This window comes from Arenibacter sp. 6A1, assembly GCF_012272855.1.
GTDB lineage: Bacteria > Bacteroidota > Bacteroidia > Flavobacteriales > Flavobacteriaceae > Arenibacter.
Map to the genome: position 1 here is coordinate 51485 of NZ_JAAXCQ010000004.1, position 17449 is coordinate 68933.

General features: G+C 39.1%; 14 protein-coding genes. 5 read left to right on the forward strand and 9 right to left on the reverse strand.

Features of this window, described 5'->3' with window-relative positions:
- Nucleotides 1-2 precede the first annotated feature (2 nt).
- Entirely contained in the window at nucleotides 3-689 is a 687-nt protein-coding gene (locus tag HCG49_RS04305) for an ABC transporter ATP-binding protein (RefSeq protein ID WP_168468326.1), read from the forward strand.
- A gap of 32 nt (nucleotides 690-721) precedes the next feature.
- Here the strand turns inward: HCG49_RS04305 and HCG49_RS04310 are convergent, their stop codons facing one another.
- From HCG49_RS04310 to HCG49_RS04320, 3 genes are all read right to left on the reverse strand, one after another.
- Entirely contained in the window at nucleotides 722-1144 is a 423-nt protein-coding gene (locus HCG49_RS04310; protein ID WP_245795561.1) for a VOC family protein, read from the reverse strand.
- 240 nt (nucleotides 1145-1384) lie between these two features.
- Nucleotides 1385-1783, reverse strand: coding sequence for a hypothetical protein (locus HCG49_RS04315; protein WP_168468327.1), 399 nt, complete (start codon nucleotides 1781-1783; stop codon nucleotides 1385-1387).
- 526 nt (nucleotides 1784-2309) lie between these two features.
- The gene (locus tag HCG49_RS04320; protein WP_168468328.1) at nucleotides 2310-3155 is read right to left on the reverse strand and encodes a universal stress protein; all 846 of its coding nucleotides are present in this window, start codon (nucleotides 3153-3155) and stop codon (nucleotides 2310-2312) included.
- 369 nt (nucleotides 3156-3524) lie between these two features.
- Between HCG49_RS04320 and HCG49_RS04325 the strand changes: the two genes are divergently transcribed.
- From HCG49_RS04325 to HCG49_RS04340, 4 genes are all read left to right on the forward strand, one after another.
- Nucleotides 3525-3734: a hypothetical protein gene (locus HCG49_RS04325; protein WP_168468329.1), complete on the forward strand. Its 210-nt coding sequence runs from the start codon at nucleotides 3525-3527 to the stop codon at nucleotides 3732-3734.
- A gap of 101 nt (nucleotides 3735-3835) precedes the next feature.
- Nucleotides 3836-4267: a hypothetical protein gene (locus HCG49_RS04330; protein WP_168468330.1), complete on the forward strand. Its 432-nt coding sequence runs from the start codon at nucleotides 3836-3838 to the stop codon at nucleotides 4265-4267.
- A gap of 37 nt (nucleotides 4268-4304) precedes the next feature.
- Nucleotides 4305-4907, forward strand: a complete 603-nt coding sequence (locus tag HCG49_RS04335) for a CDP-alcohol phosphatidyltransferase family protein (RefSeq protein WP_168468331.1) — start codon at nucleotides 4305-4307, stop codon at nucleotides 4905-4907.
- Nucleotides 4908-4916: 9 nt separating this feature from the next.
- A complete protein-coding gene (locus HCG49_RS04340; protein WP_168468332.1) occupies nucleotides 4917-6131 on the forward strand; it encodes a metallophosphoesterase in 1215 nt (404 codons plus the stop codon).
- 54 nt (nucleotides 6132-6185) lie between these two features.
- Here HCG49_RS04340 and HCG49_RS04345 read toward each other — a convergent pair whose 3' ends face one another.
- The 6 genes from HCG49_RS04345 to HCG49_RS04370 form a co-directional block, all read right to left on the reverse strand.
- Nucleotides 6186-7181, reverse strand: coding sequence for an MlaD family protein (locus HCG49_RS04345; RefSeq protein WP_168468333.1), 996 nt, complete (start codon nucleotides 7179-7181; stop codon nucleotides 6186-6188).
- Between the two features lie 6 nt (nucleotides 7182-7187).
- Nucleotides 7188-7922 (reverse strand): ATP-binding cassette domain-containing protein, encoded by a 735-nt coding sequence (locus HCG49_RS04350; protein WP_168468513.1) that lies wholly within the window; start codon nucleotides 7920-7922, stop codon nucleotides 7188-7190.
- A gap of 41 nt (nucleotides 7923-7963) precedes the next feature.
- The gene (locus tag HCG49_RS04355) at nucleotides 7964-8746 is read right to left on the reverse strand and encodes an MlaE family ABC transporter permease (protein ID WP_168468334.1); all 783 of its coding nucleotides are present in this window, start codon (nucleotides 8744-8746) and stop codon (nucleotides 7964-7966) included.
- Nucleotides 8747-8907: 161 nt separating this feature from the next.
- Complete coding sequence (locus HCG49_RS04360; protein WP_317167450.1) at nucleotides 8908-11190, reverse strand: BamA/TamA family outer membrane protein; 2283 nt, start codon at nucleotides 11188-11190, stop codon at nucleotides 8908-8910.
- Nucleotides 11174-16192 carry a translocation/assembly module TamB gene (locus HCG49_RS04365; protein ID WP_168468335.1) on the reverse strand — a complete coding sequence of 1673 codons (5019 nt, stop codon included), beginning with the start codon at nucleotides 16190-16192 and terminating at the stop codon, nucleotides 11174-11176. Before HCG49_RS04365 ends, HCG49_RS04360 begins: the two co-directional genes overlap by 17 nt.
- Nucleotides 16193-16461: 269 nt before the next feature.
- On the reverse strand, nucleotides 16462-17067 hold the full coding sequence (locus HCG49_RS04370) for an HPP family protein (protein ID WP_168468336.1): 606 nt from the start codon (nucleotides 17065-17067) through the stop codon (nucleotides 16462-16464).
- Nucleotides 17068-17449 lie beyond the last annotated feature (382 nt).

Consider the following 17449-nt stretch of genomic DNA (forward strand, 5'->3'; position numbering starts at 1 on the left):
CTATGAGCCTAGTCTTAGCCACAAAAAACATTGACAAATATTTTAAAAAACCGGTGCTTTTCCATGTACTTAAGGATATTTCCTTTCAAATAAAGAAGGGAGAATTTGCCTCCATTATGGGGAAATCGGGTTCGGGAAAATCGACCTTGCTATACATTCTGTCTACCATGGATACCGATTATACGGGTGAACTGTTCCTTAACAATGAGCTGGTTACCGGAAAACGAGCGAGCGCACTATCCAGAATTCGGAATAAAAACATAGGTTTTGTCTTTCAGTTTCACTATCTATTATCCGAATTTAGTGTATTGGAAAATGTAATGTTGCCTGCAAAAAAATTAGCGGAGAAATCCACCGCCGAAATAGAACACGATGCCATGGAAAAACTAAAAATGCTCCATATAGGGCATTTGGCCAAACAAAGGGCATCTAGGATATCGGGAGGAGAAAAACAACGGGTAGCCATCGCTAGGGCACTGATTAACAACCCCTCTATTCTAATGGGCGATGAGCCTACTGGGAATTTGGACAGCTATAACTCCGAAAATGTATTCCAGATTTTTAAGCAATTAAAGGAAAAACAAGGACTGTCTTTATTAGTCGTTACCCACGACTTGGATTTTGCCAAACGAACCGATAGGATCATAGAAATGGAAGACGGCCAAATAATCCCCTCAACGAACGGTTAGACGAAACTTCAAAAACAATCTTCCCTGACACCTTATGCCGTGCTAAAGATTTCATTATTATTTTTAAAACTTTTAAACTCTACCATATACCCATTGGGATCCTGGATAAAAAAAGAAAGGTGCTCGCCTACCTTATCTTCCAAAAATGTAACTTCGGTAGTAATATCCAAGTCCAATGGCGATAATCGGGCATATAATTTACACCATAAATCCGTATCGACTATGATGCCAAAATGAAAGGAAGGCAGTATTTCGGTCCCCAAGCGATAACTTTTATATTCGAAATTAAAATCGCCGGCCTTGGTAAATGTTATTTGATTTTGGTACAGATCAATATCTATCCATTGATCCGTACTCCTTCCCAAAGAAGCTCCTAAAATTTCCAAATAAAATTTTTTAGTCTTCTGTAAATCCTTACTAGGAAGAGAAAGATGGAAAGGAAAATTTTTCATCATTGACGCTATAAAAAAGTTCAAAGTATCTAAAACAAACCCAAAAACAGGTGTAGGCAACAACCAAACCCTTTCAATATACGAGCCGCCGATCACAGGCTATAAGCATTCTAAAATAATGGCCAAGGCTAGCTCTAATTTAAAGAATCATTACTTAAAAAGGACAAACCCCCTTTTAAATCCTTAGAGAATACGTTCTGGTTTTTTATGAGATGTATTATTTTTTTTGAGTCCTTAGGAGTATTACAATATATTTCCAACATACTGAAACACACTTACTTTATAGTCATTAAAGGCGATAAACAACTGCTCGAATCGCTGTTTAAAGGTAGTGTGATTTTCCATATAAAAGGTATCACAGTAAATATCCTCGCATTCTAAAATCCCCCTTAATTCGTCTTCATATTCCAACACCTCATTTTTTAGAAGATGTATTTCTTTCGTCTTGGTTTCCAAGGCGGTCTTGTAATTTTTGAACCGTTGGTCATGATCGGTCATGACATCCTGGTATATTCCCGTATTCAATAAGCTACCTAGGAAAACGGCTTCTTTTTCCATATACCCTACCAATGATTTCCACAGCATCGTATCACTATGAAAGTCTTTGAGGATTTCTTCCGATGTATTTCCCTGGTGTAACATTCTCAATGATTTAAAATATTTATGAAATTTAAATTATCCACCACATTTAATTCATGATCGTTATCAGTTCTCTCCCAATTAACCGGATTTGAACCTTCATAAATATACCAAATCCATTGATAATCTTTATAAGGCACCCTCTTTTATTTTTGTAATCGCCGCTTTTATGACAAACAGCACAGCTCATTTATTCATTATTTGGGCGTTCCCTCCTGCGTCGGGCGGGCACTTGGCTATATCCCTTGCTCCGCTGCGGGGATGCCGCCGCGGTCCCTAACGCGTATTAATCTAAAAATGTAGCCATTATTTATTATAACAGTATTAAAACAAGTCGGTCATCGGGAGTTTTATTGCTTTGGTTTTATCTATATTGCTAAATTCACTATTCGGTTTGTGCATACTTTTAACCACTAGGTCCTGAGAAACAAAAAAAGAGAAATTTAAATCTACTGCTATCGGAAAGTCCATTTTACATCAGAAAAAGTTTCCATAATAGAACAATTTCAAAATTCATTTCTCTACCTGCCTAAAGTCCAGAAACGTTATAGCTCAAGAGGGGCACAGGGGTATTTCTTTCCATTTTTTTCACCAGATCGGATTGAAAGTACGTTTGAAAAAATCCACTGTCCTTTCTTTCTAACATTGCCAATAACCCCGCATCCGCATCAATCAGATACCGTATCAAGGCCTCCAATATATTTTCTGAATATAATAAATGAAACTCCAATTTAGAATAGACTACTTTCTGTTGTAGGATTTCTTTAAACCAATCCATTTGGTCCTGACCATTCTTTTCTTTCTGGGAAGTAATATGAACAACATTTAGCTGGGCGTCGAATAAACCAGCAATTTGGACAAATTTTCGAATCGCATAAATATCGGCCTCTTCAAAATCCGTCGCATACACCATGGTTTTCAGGCTTTCTAAGGTACTATTCTCTGGCACGGCCAAGACCGGACAAGGAGTTTTTTTTATAAGGCCTTCCGCAGTGGTACCGAATAACATTTCCTTTAATATCCGTTCCCCTTTGGTTCCCACTACTATCAAATCGGCCCCAAGTTCAACTGCCTTTTCCCGAATCCCGTCTACTACAGAACTTTCTTCATGTACTTCCCATTGTAATTGTTCCCTATTTGTTTCACTCTTCATCTGTGCCAAACAAAAGTCCATTAATTTATTTTTATGTTCCGTATACAAGCGTTGTTCTTTTTTGATATAGGAAATAGATACCGTACTGGCCAAGGATAATGGCATATCAAAAACATGTAACATGACCATTTGGGCATTGCTTTTTTTTGCCAATGCTTCGGCAAAGTGCAGGGCAGTAACTGAATTTTGGGAATAATCCGTAGCGTACAATATGGTTTTCATATGCGGATATTTATTGTTTTTTAGCGGTCATCTGTAATTCATATAGTTGAATTTGTCTTTGCAACCAGGTTTCGGTCATGTTAATACTTATGTTTCTAGCCTTTTTCATTGGCGATGGCCAACACCTTTATGAAACTACCCATTAGAGCCAAGACATAAAATGATATTCATCAGTAGCTTAAAATTTGCCCCCTATATGATTTGTGTCATTCTTTTTCGGATAGGAAAGTCATAGATTTACTTTAATACGCTAAAACAGATTAAAAAACATTCACCCAAACACACTGAAGACCATAAGATTACAGGACACCTCTTTATAAACAACCCAATAAACCGATCGGATATTAGCATTCTAAATCATTCACTATCATGGACAAATTACAACGGATACTTACGGAAATCACCCAGTTGACCAATACCATAAAGGCAGATCACCCTCAGCTATATAAATTCTTGGACGAAGACCCTGTCACCATTCCGACGAAGGACCATCCAGATATTACTTTAAAGGTTATGAAAGATTATTTAGACAGTCTAAAACAAATACTAAAACACAGTTTGGATTCCACTAAAAAATAGCCCAAAAGTTTATGAAAGCATTTAATAAAATATGGCCGGTGCTCTTTTCTTTGCTACTCCTTTTCCTTATTTTTTTAATGTGGTACCATAACACATACGCAATGAGCGAGGCCAGTGAATTTGATAAAAACTCCATTTCCTTAGACTCCAAACTCTTGATTGCCACACAAGGAAGCAAATTTAAAAATCGGCTTACCCAAGAAGTGGTGGCCTATTACAAAATGAAGGAAGTATATATAAAGGTCATCGATATATCTTCCTTAGAACGTATAAATCCTATCAATTACGATGCTATACTATTGGTCCATACCTGGGCGTACTGGAAGCCTCCTACAAATGTTAAATTATATATAGAAAGACACCGGGAACACCTAGATAGAATGGTGATTTTAACCACCTCTGGCAATGGAACCTCCAAAATGAAAGGGGTCGATGCCTTTACCGGAGAATCTAGAATAGAAGACATTCCCCACTATGTAAGTACTATTACCAAAAAACTAGACTCCTTACTTGGCGGGAATTTTGTAAATTAAGGGGACTCGTATAAATCAGTGACTCTTTGTAACGCCTATGTTTAATTTTAAAAAATATAATATTGCCGATTGGTTTTCTTTTTACCGTATTCTGGCCGTGCCATTACTTTTAAGTCTCATTGCCTTTAAACAACGAGAGTTATTTTCTTGGTTTTTGCTTATTAGTTATAGCACCGATGCCATTGATGGTTACTTGGCCAGAAAATTTAAAATATCTAGTGCAAGAGGTTCTCAATTAGACTCTATGGGGGACCAAATTACTCTAGCGGTTGGACTCATAGGCCTTTTGGTTTTTGAATTTCCATTTATAAAAGAAAACTACCTACTTATACTTATAGCCTTTGTTCCTTACCTTATACAAATGGCTATTGCATTTAAAAAATATGGAAAGGCTACTGCTTTTCACACCTATTTGGCCAAATTATCGGCAGTAGCCCAAGGGGTTTTTATCTTGTGGCTCTTGTTTTTTGGTCCCCTTTATTGGTTGTTTTACCTAATGATCGTATTGGGGGTTTTAGAAACCATTGAAGAAATAACCCTTATTTATATGTACAAAAACTGGGTAAAAGACGTCAAAGGTATCTTTTGGGCCATAAAGGACAAAAGAAGGTTTAACAATACGAACGCTATTAAACCATAATACTGCCTTATGCGTTCGTATTCCCTATTTGCCATTTTTCTTTTGTGTTTGGTGTTGCTACTGGTCGATTCCCTGGCATTTTATTGGCTTCAGGCTATCTCCCAGCCGATTTCCTCTACCAGCTTTAAAACTTTTATTTATAGCAGCTTTTGGTTTTTCACCCTTGGCCTGGTCACCGCCATACTGGTGTTAAAAATACGGATAGACAGCATTGCCCCGCAGCGCAAGCAACTATTAATTTCTTCCCTTTACGGATTGACGGTATCGTCCTTTATCCCTAAACTGATTTTTGTAATCGTTATTTCGGTACTTTACTTTACCAATTATATGTTCTCCGAAACAGACTCGCTTATTATCATTCCACTTATAGGTGTTTTTTCGGGCTTTTTACCGTTTTTCGTCATTCTATATGCCGTTTTTAAAGCAGTGTACCGCTTTAAAGTCCACCGTATTACGATAAAAAGCGAAAAACTCCCCAAAAGTTTTGTAGGCTTGCAGATCGTTCAAATATCAGACCTGCATTTGGGTAGTTTTAATTATAGATACCATATTTTAAAAAGGGCCATTGCCACCATCAACCATTTAAACCCCGATATTATTTTTTTTACGGGTGACTTGGTCAATAACTATTCATGGGAGTTACGGGGGTGGGACCAAGTCTTAAAAAAACTATCGGCCAAAATTGGAAAATACGCTGTGTTGGGTAACCACGACTATGGCGATTACAGTACATGGGAGTCTAAAACCGCTAAAAAGGAAAATTTTGAGGCTATTAAAAATTTCTTTACTACCATAGATTTCCATTTACTGCTCAATCAAGCAGTCCTTATCGATAAAAACGGAGAACAGATAGCCGTTATCGGTGTGGAAAATTGGGGCAATCCACCCTTTAAACAATACGGAGACCTTGAAAAATCTCTAAAGAACGTGCAAGAGGTTCCTTTTAAGATATTACTATCCCACGATCCCTCTCATTGGACGGAAGAGGTGGTGAAAGCTACGGATATTGCCCTTACCCTATCTGGCCACACCCATGGTATGCAAGCCGGAATACGGCTAAAAAACAAAAAATGGAGCCCTATTAAATATAAATATGAACACTGGGCCGGTTTGTATAGGCAAAACCATCAATACCTGCATGTAAATAGAGGGTTAGGATGGTTGGGGTTTCCTGGTAGGCTGGGAATGCGCCCGGAAATTACGTTGATTGAACTCGAAAAATAAGCCCTGAAATTATACCTGGGGTGAATACAGGCAATCATTCTTTATTTAAAAATACTATTGCCCTTCCTGCGCTTGTTCCGCTTCTTTTTTTTGCTTTCTTGCTAATTTCCTAAAATACCTACGGGTAAGGAAACTGTGTTTTAGAGCTTCCATATTTTCATTAAAACGCCGGCTGCCCTCATCGACATTCTTCATGGTGTTTTCTAGATGATGTACCAAAGTGGTATCCTGGGACAAATAATGAATGGCCCCTCTCCCCTCTTTTACATCACTTATAACCACATTCAGCTCCTTCAGCATTTCTTCTACTTCTGCACCCGAGGTTTCCAAATGATCTATAATACTACGTATTTTTTGGGCCGATAGGGTATCGCTTAAGAAAAGTCCAGCGGTACTTTCTTCAAAATTCATACTCCCTATGATATTGTTTAAGCCTGCAATAGCAGTAATTGCCGTATTGCTGCTATGTTTAAGATTGGTAATGGTTTGCTGAAGATCCTTGGCCATAAGGGTATCGTTCAGAAGTCTCCCCAAGGTGCCATTTCCCTTTACCATGGACTCTGACACCTTTAATAAATTGGAGGTGAGCATGGCGGCATTTTCTGTGGTGACATTTAAGGTACGGAGCATATCTTGGGTAGCTATTCTACTATAAGACCTAAGTTCATCATTTGGCGCTATTAAAGGAGCAGTGCCTTCTCCAGGGATGATATTGACTATCATACTCCCTACAAAACCATCAGATCCTATCGTTACCACGGCATCTTTCCTGATATATTGAAGCATTTTTTCATCAATGACCATACGAATCCTGATACTGGTATCATTTTCCATTTCAATGCTCTTTACAGTACCTACATTGATTCCGGAAAAACGAACGTTGTTCCCTAATTGAAGTCCGTTTACATTATTTACGACCGTATTGATGGCGAATGTTTTATTAAAAAGACTCTGATTATTCCCTATTAAGTAAGCGGCCACTACTATTAAAATAGTTCCTATGATCACAAAAACCCCTAGTTTTAATTTTTCAGATGCTGTCTTTCCCATGACTGTTTATTTAAAAAAGGCTTTCACCTTTGGGTCGTTTATCTGTATTAACTCATCAAATGTTCCTTCTATATAATTTACTCCGTCAATTAACAATATCATACGATCTGCAATCACCCGGGCACAATCCACATCGTGGGTAATAATTAAGGAGGAGGTCTCGTATTTCTTTTGAATCCGCAACATCAATTCTATAATTTCTTTAGAGGTAATAGGGTCTAACCCACTAGTAGGCTCATCGTATAATATTATTTTAGGTTGTATGATCAGGGTTCTTGCCAAGGCCACCCTTCGTTTCATCCCGCCCGATAATTCTTCGGGCATAATATCGACCGTATGGGCCAAACCAACGTTTTCCAAGGCTTCCATTACCAAGGAATTGGTATCTAGGTTATTCCCCATTTTTTTTTGATGCCGTCGTAGGGGGAATTCTAAATTTTCGCGAACGGTCATTGAATCGTACAGGGCACTCCCCTGAAAAAGAAACCCTATTTCGGCCCGTAATTCATCAAGCACCTTTCGGTTCAGTTTGGCCACTTCCTTCCCCATTACCATGATACTGCCACTATCGGCTTGCATAAGGCCTACCAAACACTTGATCATTACAGATTTCCCGGAGCCGGACTTGCCCATAATGACCAGGTTTTCTCCTTTGTAGAGTTTCATATTAAATCCGTTCAGGACATGATTATCTCCAAAACTTTTTCGTAAATCCTGTATCGCAATGACGGCCTCGGGCATCGCCGTGGATTGGTGTACGGAGGTTATGTTTTGCGTAGCTTTCATAGGTCATAAAAAATATCGGAAATAAAAACGGCAATAAAATCCAGTATAAAAATGAACATAGAAGCCATAACAACGGCTGTATTGGCCGCTACCCCTACGCCTACCGTACCTTTCTTACAATTATACCCTTTAAAACAACCGACCAGACCAATAGCCATTCCAAAGAAAAATGACTTAATTATTGCGGGAACAAGATCGCCAAAACTCAAGGCATCGAATACTTGGTTAAAATAGAGTTGAAAAGAAACGTTCCCTTTAAAATTTTCGACCAAAAAAGAACCGTACAAAGCCAGTACATCGCCAAAAATGGTCAAAATCGGAATCATCATGGTCGTAGCGATGATTCTGGTAACCACCAGATATTTAAAAGGATTGGTACCAGAGACTTCCATGGCATCAATTTGTTCGGTAACGCGCATAGAGCCCAATTCTGCTCCCATTCCAGAGGCAATACGCCCGGCACAAATCAACGCAACGATAACGGGACCTATTTCTCTTATTATAGATATCCCCACCATATTGGGCATCCAAGACACTGCTCCAAATTCTTCCAGAGTGGGCCTGGTCTGTAAGGTTAAAACTAAACCTATAATAAAGCCTGTAATCCCTACCAATGGCAGGGAACGGTTTCCGACGTTATAACACTGGTGCAAAAGCTCCGAAAATTCGAATGGGGGCTTTACGGCTTCTCTTAAAAAGCGGCCAAAGAAAAAGGACAACTCCCCTATTTGTTCAAAGAATTGCCGTATCCCTACCACTATGTGAGACCCCATAACCATACACCATCTGCCGTATTAGAGTTATTACACTCAAATATAACCTAGTCAGGTAGAGATACATATGACCTACATCATACCGTATCATGGTGTTTTTCGTTAAATAGAAAGATGAAAACAGCTACTGAACATCAAAAAAAACAAACCCATAGGCATAGCGTTTCCTAAAATGGATATCCGATAGCAAAATTTAAGATGGGTTCTTTAATCCCTATTTCCCATCGCTCTTTCTTGGGCAAATACGGTTTGTTTAAAGGAGCGGCCAAATCTAATCGAATGACAAAACTCTGAATATCTACCCGCAATCCGGCCCCTAGCCCAACCCCTAGCTCGTTTATAAAATCGGAAGTAAACTTTCCTCCCGGCAAAGATTCATTTTCTTTGATCAACCAAACATTACCAGCATCGGCAAACAAGGCTCCTTTAAAAAACGAATAAATGGGAAAGCGGTATTCGATATTGGCCTCTAGCCTAATATCCCCGGCCTGATCGAAGTAATTGGTTTGGTTATCGGTGCTAGGCAGGTAGCTCCCCGGCCCCAAAGACCGTATTCTAAAGGCACGGACACTATAAGGGCCTCCGGAATAATATTGTTTTGAAAAAGGGAGGGCCGTAGAATTTCCGTAAGGCAGCCCTATACCGCCAAAAACCCTAGAGACTAAAGTTTGGGAATTTCCCAACTTCCAGTAATGTCTAAAATCTACATCAACCTTGGCATATTGGGCGTATTCCAATCCTAAAAAGGTGTTTTTTCCAGTGTCGCTTTTTTTCTTGCTGAGCAAACTCAAGGTATTTCCGGCGATATCAAGATTAAAATTGAAGAAAACAGGGTGTTTCCGCTTTTGACTAAGGAGCTCATTATACGTAAAAGAATAGCTGAGACCAGCGATAAATTGTTGCCTGAAGCTACTTTTCAAATACGGATTTTCATTTAAAATAGCATCAAATTCCGCGCTGCTTTTAGAAAGCTTTACATAATTGAAACCCAATGGCACCAGTTCGTGAAAAACATATTTATTGGCATTATATAAATATCCAAAAGAGGTATTATAGGAGTGTACATTATATAATTGGCTCCGTTTAAAAAATTCGGCCCCCACCTCTATTTTTGTCTTGGGCACGCCGTATTTAAAACGTCCTTCCGTTCTTATTGGCGCTAACAAACGCGGAAAGACGATACTGCTTTTTAAACCAATTTTTGTACTGCTTAGCCCCGCATTTGCCTTGCCGCCTACCTGGGTTTCGTATCCTCCATCGGCACTTAGATTTAAGGTTTCCCCACCCTGAAATAAATTTCTATTGCTATAGGTGACCGCTAGTGAAGGACCGGCAAAATTATTGGATTTTGAAACTGCTTGTAATTCTGTACGAATAGACCTTTTGTTCAAAGGCGATAGATATATCCGGGCATCCAAGGCCCCAATACTGTCCGCGCTAATAAGACTATCGGCAACCAGCTCATTATATCTGATATTCACAAACTTATAAGTCCCAATAGAAGAAAGTCGATTGCTGCTCAGTTTAGATGCAATTGGAGTATAGCGCGCTCCCTTTTCTAATAAAATATAGGGCGACAACCGTTTTGGTTTAAAAAACAAGGGTTGCTGAAGAAAATCGATACCATTTAATCGCACGGAATCCAAGGCTTGCCCCTTTTCATCAATCCCGTAATTGGGGTATACGGTAATGTCCTCTATAACATAGGGGATCTGGGATTTTTGGGGTACCTCTTTCTTTAGTCTTAAGAAAAGATCGAAACGCCTATCCTTGTAACGATTGGTGTCTGCTTCAAAAATTAAAAAATCGCCATTAAAATTATAATACCCCTGAGATTTTAAATCGGTATCTATACGTTCGCGTTCCTGTTTAAAAGAAGCCAAATCATATCGATTTCCTTTTTTAAGGACACTGGCACCTAAACTCTTTTGGATGGCCTTATAAATAGGTAGGGAATCCGTATCTAATTGATAGGTTTCCATGGTATAGGGTTGACTCACCGCTACCTGATATACTATGGAGGCGCTGTTTTTATTACTGATTTCCTTTGAAGAAATATCATTGTAAAAAAAACCGCGATTTTCCAACCTATTTTGAATCAGCGCTTTGGTCTTTTCAACATTAACATCTGATACATACACGGGCTTTTCCCCTATTTTTTTATTTAGGAACTTATTGATAAAACCCGGTTTTTCTTGTTGTGCTTTAAAATGGGCATAAAGCCCTGCATAGATTCCCAAAATTTTGGAATTGGGCACAGGACGCAATAGGGCATCCAATTCGCCAGCCACCACTTTTAGATCTTTTACGGGCGCTTCCGAAGTCAATTCCAATGTCCCGCCTGCATATAATTGTGCTCCTTCCGGAATGTACTTTTTTACACTGCAAGAATGCAGTACAAGCCCTAAAAAGAGTATGCCTACCCCAATTATTTTATTCCTTTTGTCCACCTTTTTCTTGCTTTTGTGCTTCTTTTTTGCTTTCATCATCTTTCAGTTGCCCTACCCAAAGCTCCTTGAACTTATTAAACTCCCTATTAAAAATAAGCGCTACTCCGGTAACGATCAGCTGTCCGTCGATGACACTTTCGAATTCGTTCTTACGAAACCCTTTTATTCTAAAACGTCCGTTCTCTGTCAACAAGTACTCCAAATTTACATTTCCAATGACGGGGGTACCTTCACCAGAAACCTGACTACTCCCTTCCAAATCTACTTCACTGCCGACCTGAACTATTAATCTATTATTAAATAAACGTTTACTGGCACTTATATCCAACTGCGTTCTATCTTGGGGAGCATCTCCTTGATAATCGGTAAAACTGTCCAATCCAAAATCGAGATCCACTCCGGTTTTCCCTATTAATTTTTCTGAAAAATTGTTCAGTTGGCCAGACAGCACTTTGTTTACATTATCGCGGGCTATAGATGCTGCCCCTCCCGAGCTCCCATCACTTGTAGCCCCTGGAAAGAACCTATTGAGCACCAATAGGGAAAACACCTGTTTGTTAAGTTCTTCCTCTTGTTTGTTCAGCTGTTGTACTTGCCCGTAAACCGCTCCTCCGAATGCCCCTTGTTCTGCTTCTGGAATATCTAAATTAAAAGATAATTCCGGTAACAATAGGGAGCCGTCGACATTTAAATAAACCAAAAAAGGTACTTTTTGCTTGTATTTACTACTTTCAGCGGCATTTTGGGTCGATATTTTTGTGGCCATCAAGGGGGCGGCCGAGGTCTCAACCTTATAAATGGCCTTAATATCCAAGGTCGCATCCAAAGGATCCCCGTTCCAAATAATACTGCTTCCCGGTGATATTTCGAACCTTCTTTTTACCAAATTGTAAAGACTGGCTTCATAATGCCCTTTTTTAACTTCATACCTCCCCGAAAGGGTTGTTCTTCCACTAGGTTCTACCCCTACTATAAAATCGCCTTTCCCAGAAATCTGAAAATTGTCGCCGCTGCGTTCATCGATGACTATGGTAAAAGTAGCATTGTTTTCTACGGACAACTGAGTATCTATGGAATATCCGGTGAGTATGGCAGAAGAAGCCCCATCGTCTTTATTCCTGGTTAAAATATCATTAGGGTTTTCTTTATTTACAAAAATGACCACCCCTTCGCGCTCGGTGATATCTAACTGGGACTCTGGAACTACAAAAGTAAAATCGGATCCCTCGTTAACCCTAAGGGTACCGGTTATTTTTGGCGTTTTCAAATTTCCCGAAAGGGTCATATCCGCATCCATTTTCACTTTCCCGTAATACTGTTCGTTATCTTCGGAGGTAGCGTTGATGACCTGAAAATCTTTAGCCTTCACCTTTAGGGCAAAGGTGGGGTTTAGCAAGTTTTTTGTACCTACTTCCCCATCTAAGGCAAAGCGATTGTTATTGGCATCGGTAATGGTAAAATTACGGAGGTATATTCCTTTGTTATCCAGACTTACCGTTTCATCGGCCATGGTAAACCTAGTATTTAAACTTTTCAATAGCAGCCCGGCCTTGTCAAAATTAAAGCTGCCTTGGTACAAGGGTTCTGCAAGGGTCCCAGAAACTTTAAACTTTCCGTTGACACTCCCGCTAGTTTCAGTGATTGCCCCTGGGGCAAACTGCTCCAGGGCTTTTATTTTTAACTCGTTTAGTAGGAGGTCTAAATTCAATTGTGCCCCACTTTCCGCCGCTATGAAATCGCCGTTTACGGATAGGTCCAAATCCCCTCCGTTTACTTTAAGGTCAAAATCATAATTATTTCCATTTTTAGAAGTGGCCCTAGTAGCCAAATGGCCCAACGGAATCCCGGTAACCTCTAGTTGGTCAATAGCCAAATCCGTTACCAATCCAGTACTCCCAAATGGATCCTCTAGGATAAAGTTTCCTTTTAGGGTTCCTTTTGCCAGGGACTCATCGGGATTTAACAAACTGCTAAAGGTCGATAATCTAAAATTTGAAAATTGAACCCCTATGTGTTCTTTTTGCTGGTCGGAAAAGGCTGAACTGACAGCCAATTCTTGTTGGTTTCTACTCAGTATAAAATCTTTAGCCTTTATATAATTTGGAGCATACAACAGCTGGTTATCGGCGGGTATTTGCCATTGTTTTTTATTAAAAATTAAAGATGTAGGGTTAATATGAAGCGCTATGGTGTCGCCTTGTTTCTCTATTTGGGTCGCTATATATAGCAATTTTTCACTGTGGTCCATGGCATTAAAATCCAAGTACAAGGTCTTGTCTTTTACCGCTCCATCAAAATAAGTTTTTTTGATCATCAATGGACCTGACTCTAGCCCCCCGATCCCGAAAGTAAACTTTAGGGCAGCACCTACCCCTTCTAGGTTTAAATGCAGGCTGTCTACTTTACTGTCCTTATATTGTATAAAAGGAGCCTGAAAATTAGCAGTTATAGTATTATGGGCCTCCTTATAATCGAAGTGCAGCTTAATATCTTCCATCCTTTCCAAGCCCGGTAATAACACTTTTTCCAACATGGGAGTTTTGTGCACACTTAGATCCATTTTCATAGTCGTAGGAACTATCCCCTCCTCTCTTCTAATACTATCCTCCAGGTAACTACTAAACTGCTGCCGGAGGGCTGCCAAAAGATGTTCCGGATTTTTATTGGATTCCATGGCCACCATTAGCATTTTACTCCTCATATTTACATGGGTTCCATTGTCATCAACCTTTGTATTGATGACAACATCATCTATAGGATAGGAGTTTTTTTTGTAAACGGTCGCCCCATCAGTAATAGTCCCCAAGAATTCAAACTGCTCGCCGTTGCCCTTAAAATTGGCATTTAACTTTAAAGTTGCCCGAATATCGTCCTTGGTTATGCCCAAGGCTGAAAAGTCGGCTCCTTTTAGGTCCATAAAGACATTAAATTCTGGGGATATACTATCCAAGGCAACTATTGTATTCGCGGAAAGGTCTAGGTTGTTATCCTTGAAATTTAAAAGAACCGCTCCCTTGCCCTTCTTCAGCTCCCCATTTAAGCTAAGATTAGAATAATCATAATTTAATAATTGCAAATCGGAAAAATCTACCTGAATTCCGGCATCCAAACTATTTATATCCTTTCCCTTACCCCATATATTGGCGGTAAAGCCAATTTTCCCCAAGGCATCGTTTTGCAACAACTTGTCTAGTTCCAATTCTTTTACCTGAAGTAGCCCTTTAAAGGCCAATGTGTTTTTGGACGTAAGTTGTCCATCAAATAAAAGATCTCCTTCTGGTATATTTATGGACAGTTTTGCGACAACATCTTCTAGACTCCCCTTGGCTTGTGCCTTTATTATTAAGCTTTCGGGAATATCGATCCCCAATTGGGATTCAGAAACAAAGCTTGAAATGGCCTTTTTATCGGTCCTAAAATTCAGTTTGGACATATCGAAGTCCAAGGATTTAGAATCCATAGGGTTACGCACACTCCCTTTAATTTCGACGGTAGTAGCCTTGCCCCAAGCAATAGCGGTATTGTCTATTTGTAAATTTTCCAAAGTACCGTCGGCCGTAAATTTCGCTTTTAATGGGTGTACTCCTAAACTTTTAAAATAAGGGTTCTTTTCCAAGGCAGGCTGAAACACATAAGCATCTGAAACACCCAGCTGGATTAACGGAAAATCTACGTTAACCCTTGTTTTTTCTGGAGTTCGTATAAGCTGGTCTATAGATTCGTATTGCAGTAATACCTTGCCTTGAAGTCCACTATTGCTTGTCCCCAGGACAAGATTCGTCAAGGATAGATCCCTTTGGCCTGCTATAAATTTAAAGGCAAGCTCATTTATGGCAAAACCGCTCTTCTCCCTAAAGGAAAAACCATCCAAGGCAAGTTGGGCCTTTTTATCTCGTAAAGATATTTCCGAGAGTTGAAGCGACACCTCTGAAAAATCCAAGTCCTTGGCATTAAAATGTCCTTTAGTGGGGGAAACATTTCCATCTTGATAAGAGAATTGGTTGTCATTAAGACTAATTTTAGCTACACTAATATCCCAATCTGGCCATATAAAACTTGGTAAAGTATCCTTTTCTTCGGAAACCATTGGTGTAGGATTGACTTTTGTCGCAGTTTCTAGATTAAAATAAGACTTATTTATTGCCAAGCTGCTAAGTACTATCTTTTTTTGGTTAAGATCTGCTTTGGGCAATTTTAAAAGAAAATCGCCTATTTCTATCTTGGCGCCCAATTCTTGTGGTTGATCTTTATAAGTAGCCTTTACATTGTTTAACCTCAGCGCATCTATGGCAATATAGGGCAAGGAACTACTAGTGGTATCTTTTACCGTTGCGATTCGTTTTGACTGTTCATAGAAAATGGAAGTATTGGATATGGAAGTTTCTCCCAGATGGAATTTCATAGCTGCTAGATCTATCTCCCTCATTTCTAACATCAAATCACCTAAATGAAGGCTAGCTTGCAATCCCGACACCTCATCTTTTATGGAAATATCAAAATCACTAAACTCTAAGTTCCCCACCTCCATCGCCATTGGCTCCGTTGGGGGCTGGGTTGTTGTCTCCGTAGTATCTGAAGGTGATGAAAAAGCGTCCACTAAAAACTCGTAGTTATAGGCTAAGGCCTCCTGTTCTTTAGCTATCCTTGTTTTTAGCCCGGACCACGCTAATTTTTTTAGGTGAATTTTATCTCCTTGTATCAAGGGCACCAACGCCAGAGAAGCTTCTAATTGTTTGGAATATATTAAAGTATCTCCTTGTTGATCTTCCAGATAAAGTCCCTTCAGAAGAATATTTCCGTTAAAAGTGATATACAGCTTTTCTACCTCGACTCTTGTTTTGGTTTTGTTAGCCAAGTAACCCACCACTTTGTCGATTATAATATCCTGTCCCCAGGAGCTACGCACAAAAAGAAGTGTTGCTGCAAACAATAACAAGATAATCCCTACCAGCCTGGAAAGAACTCTAAAACCTCTGTTATGATACCACTTCTTTACGCTCATACAATTTTACTACAAAAATCATCTTTTATTGGGGTTTTTCAGGCCCTTATTACGTTAAACAATCCTAAAAAATAATATCGGTTTTGGATATCCCATTTCTTTTTTAAAGAACCAAGGGACCTACCCCAGAATTGTTAGTATAAAAGTAGAAAACATAGACAAGTAAGTAGGGGCTTTTGTCAAAATAATTGAATGTCCATTAGTATGACATAGGAATAAGGTAGCCCAAGATGGGGTACCATAATTCTAGAAAGGTGATTAGCGTTTTATCAGCGATCCTTTTTTAAAAATAATTTTAGTTTCTTCTTTTTGAAGTAAGTGAATTTTTTATTGGTAGGGTATTGCCTATGGCTCGTCATATTATTAAATACCAAGGCTACTAAGACTAATATAAGGGTTCCGCTCAGTACCGGCGACAGTACATAATAATACCCTAAGGCTTCTATTTTAGGAGCCCCCATTACCGCTATCAAGGCCGTAGCACCTCCAGGGGGATGCAAGGTTTTGGTTATTTGCATCAGAACAATAGACAGGGCTACCGCTAAAGGAGCCGTAAGCCAAATAATATCGGGAAGGCATTTGAAGACTGTTACCCCTATGATGGCCGAAATCACATGTCCACCTATTAAATTTCTGGGTTGGGCCAAGGGACTTTGTATGGCCCCGTAAACCAACACACTCGAAGCACCAAAAGAACCGATGAGCAATACATTTTCTGTTTTATCAAGGAAATAACTTTGTACAAAAGCCAACATTCCCATCCCAACAAAAGTCCCTATGAACGACCAAAAATGTTCTTTAAAATCTACTAGGGTTTCCTTATATATTACATATCTAGATACCCTAACCCCTCTTTTAATTTTTTCTTTTACCAATTGTTAGCTGTCTATTCATTTCTAATTTGAAAGGAAATCTGCTCGCCCTGCCAAAACATTTATGGCTTTAATCATTGTTTTAAAACAAACGGATACTGAATTCCTTTCTATTAAAACTCAAAAGTAAGGTCTTCATTGGGGGAATAAAAACAAGGTTTTCATTTTTCCTTTTCCGATAAAACATTGACCACAATCTTAAAAACATCCTATTATTAGCCCGTACAAATTCCTAAATATGCATCGCAAAATTCAGTTATAATCATTCCTTAAAATGCAAATACTCGTTACCTATTCTTTTTTTATCAGAAGAGGAACATGCTAGTGACCATAGGGTTCATAAAATAATTAAGCCCTTAAACCTCTTCTTTTTGCATCTTGGTAT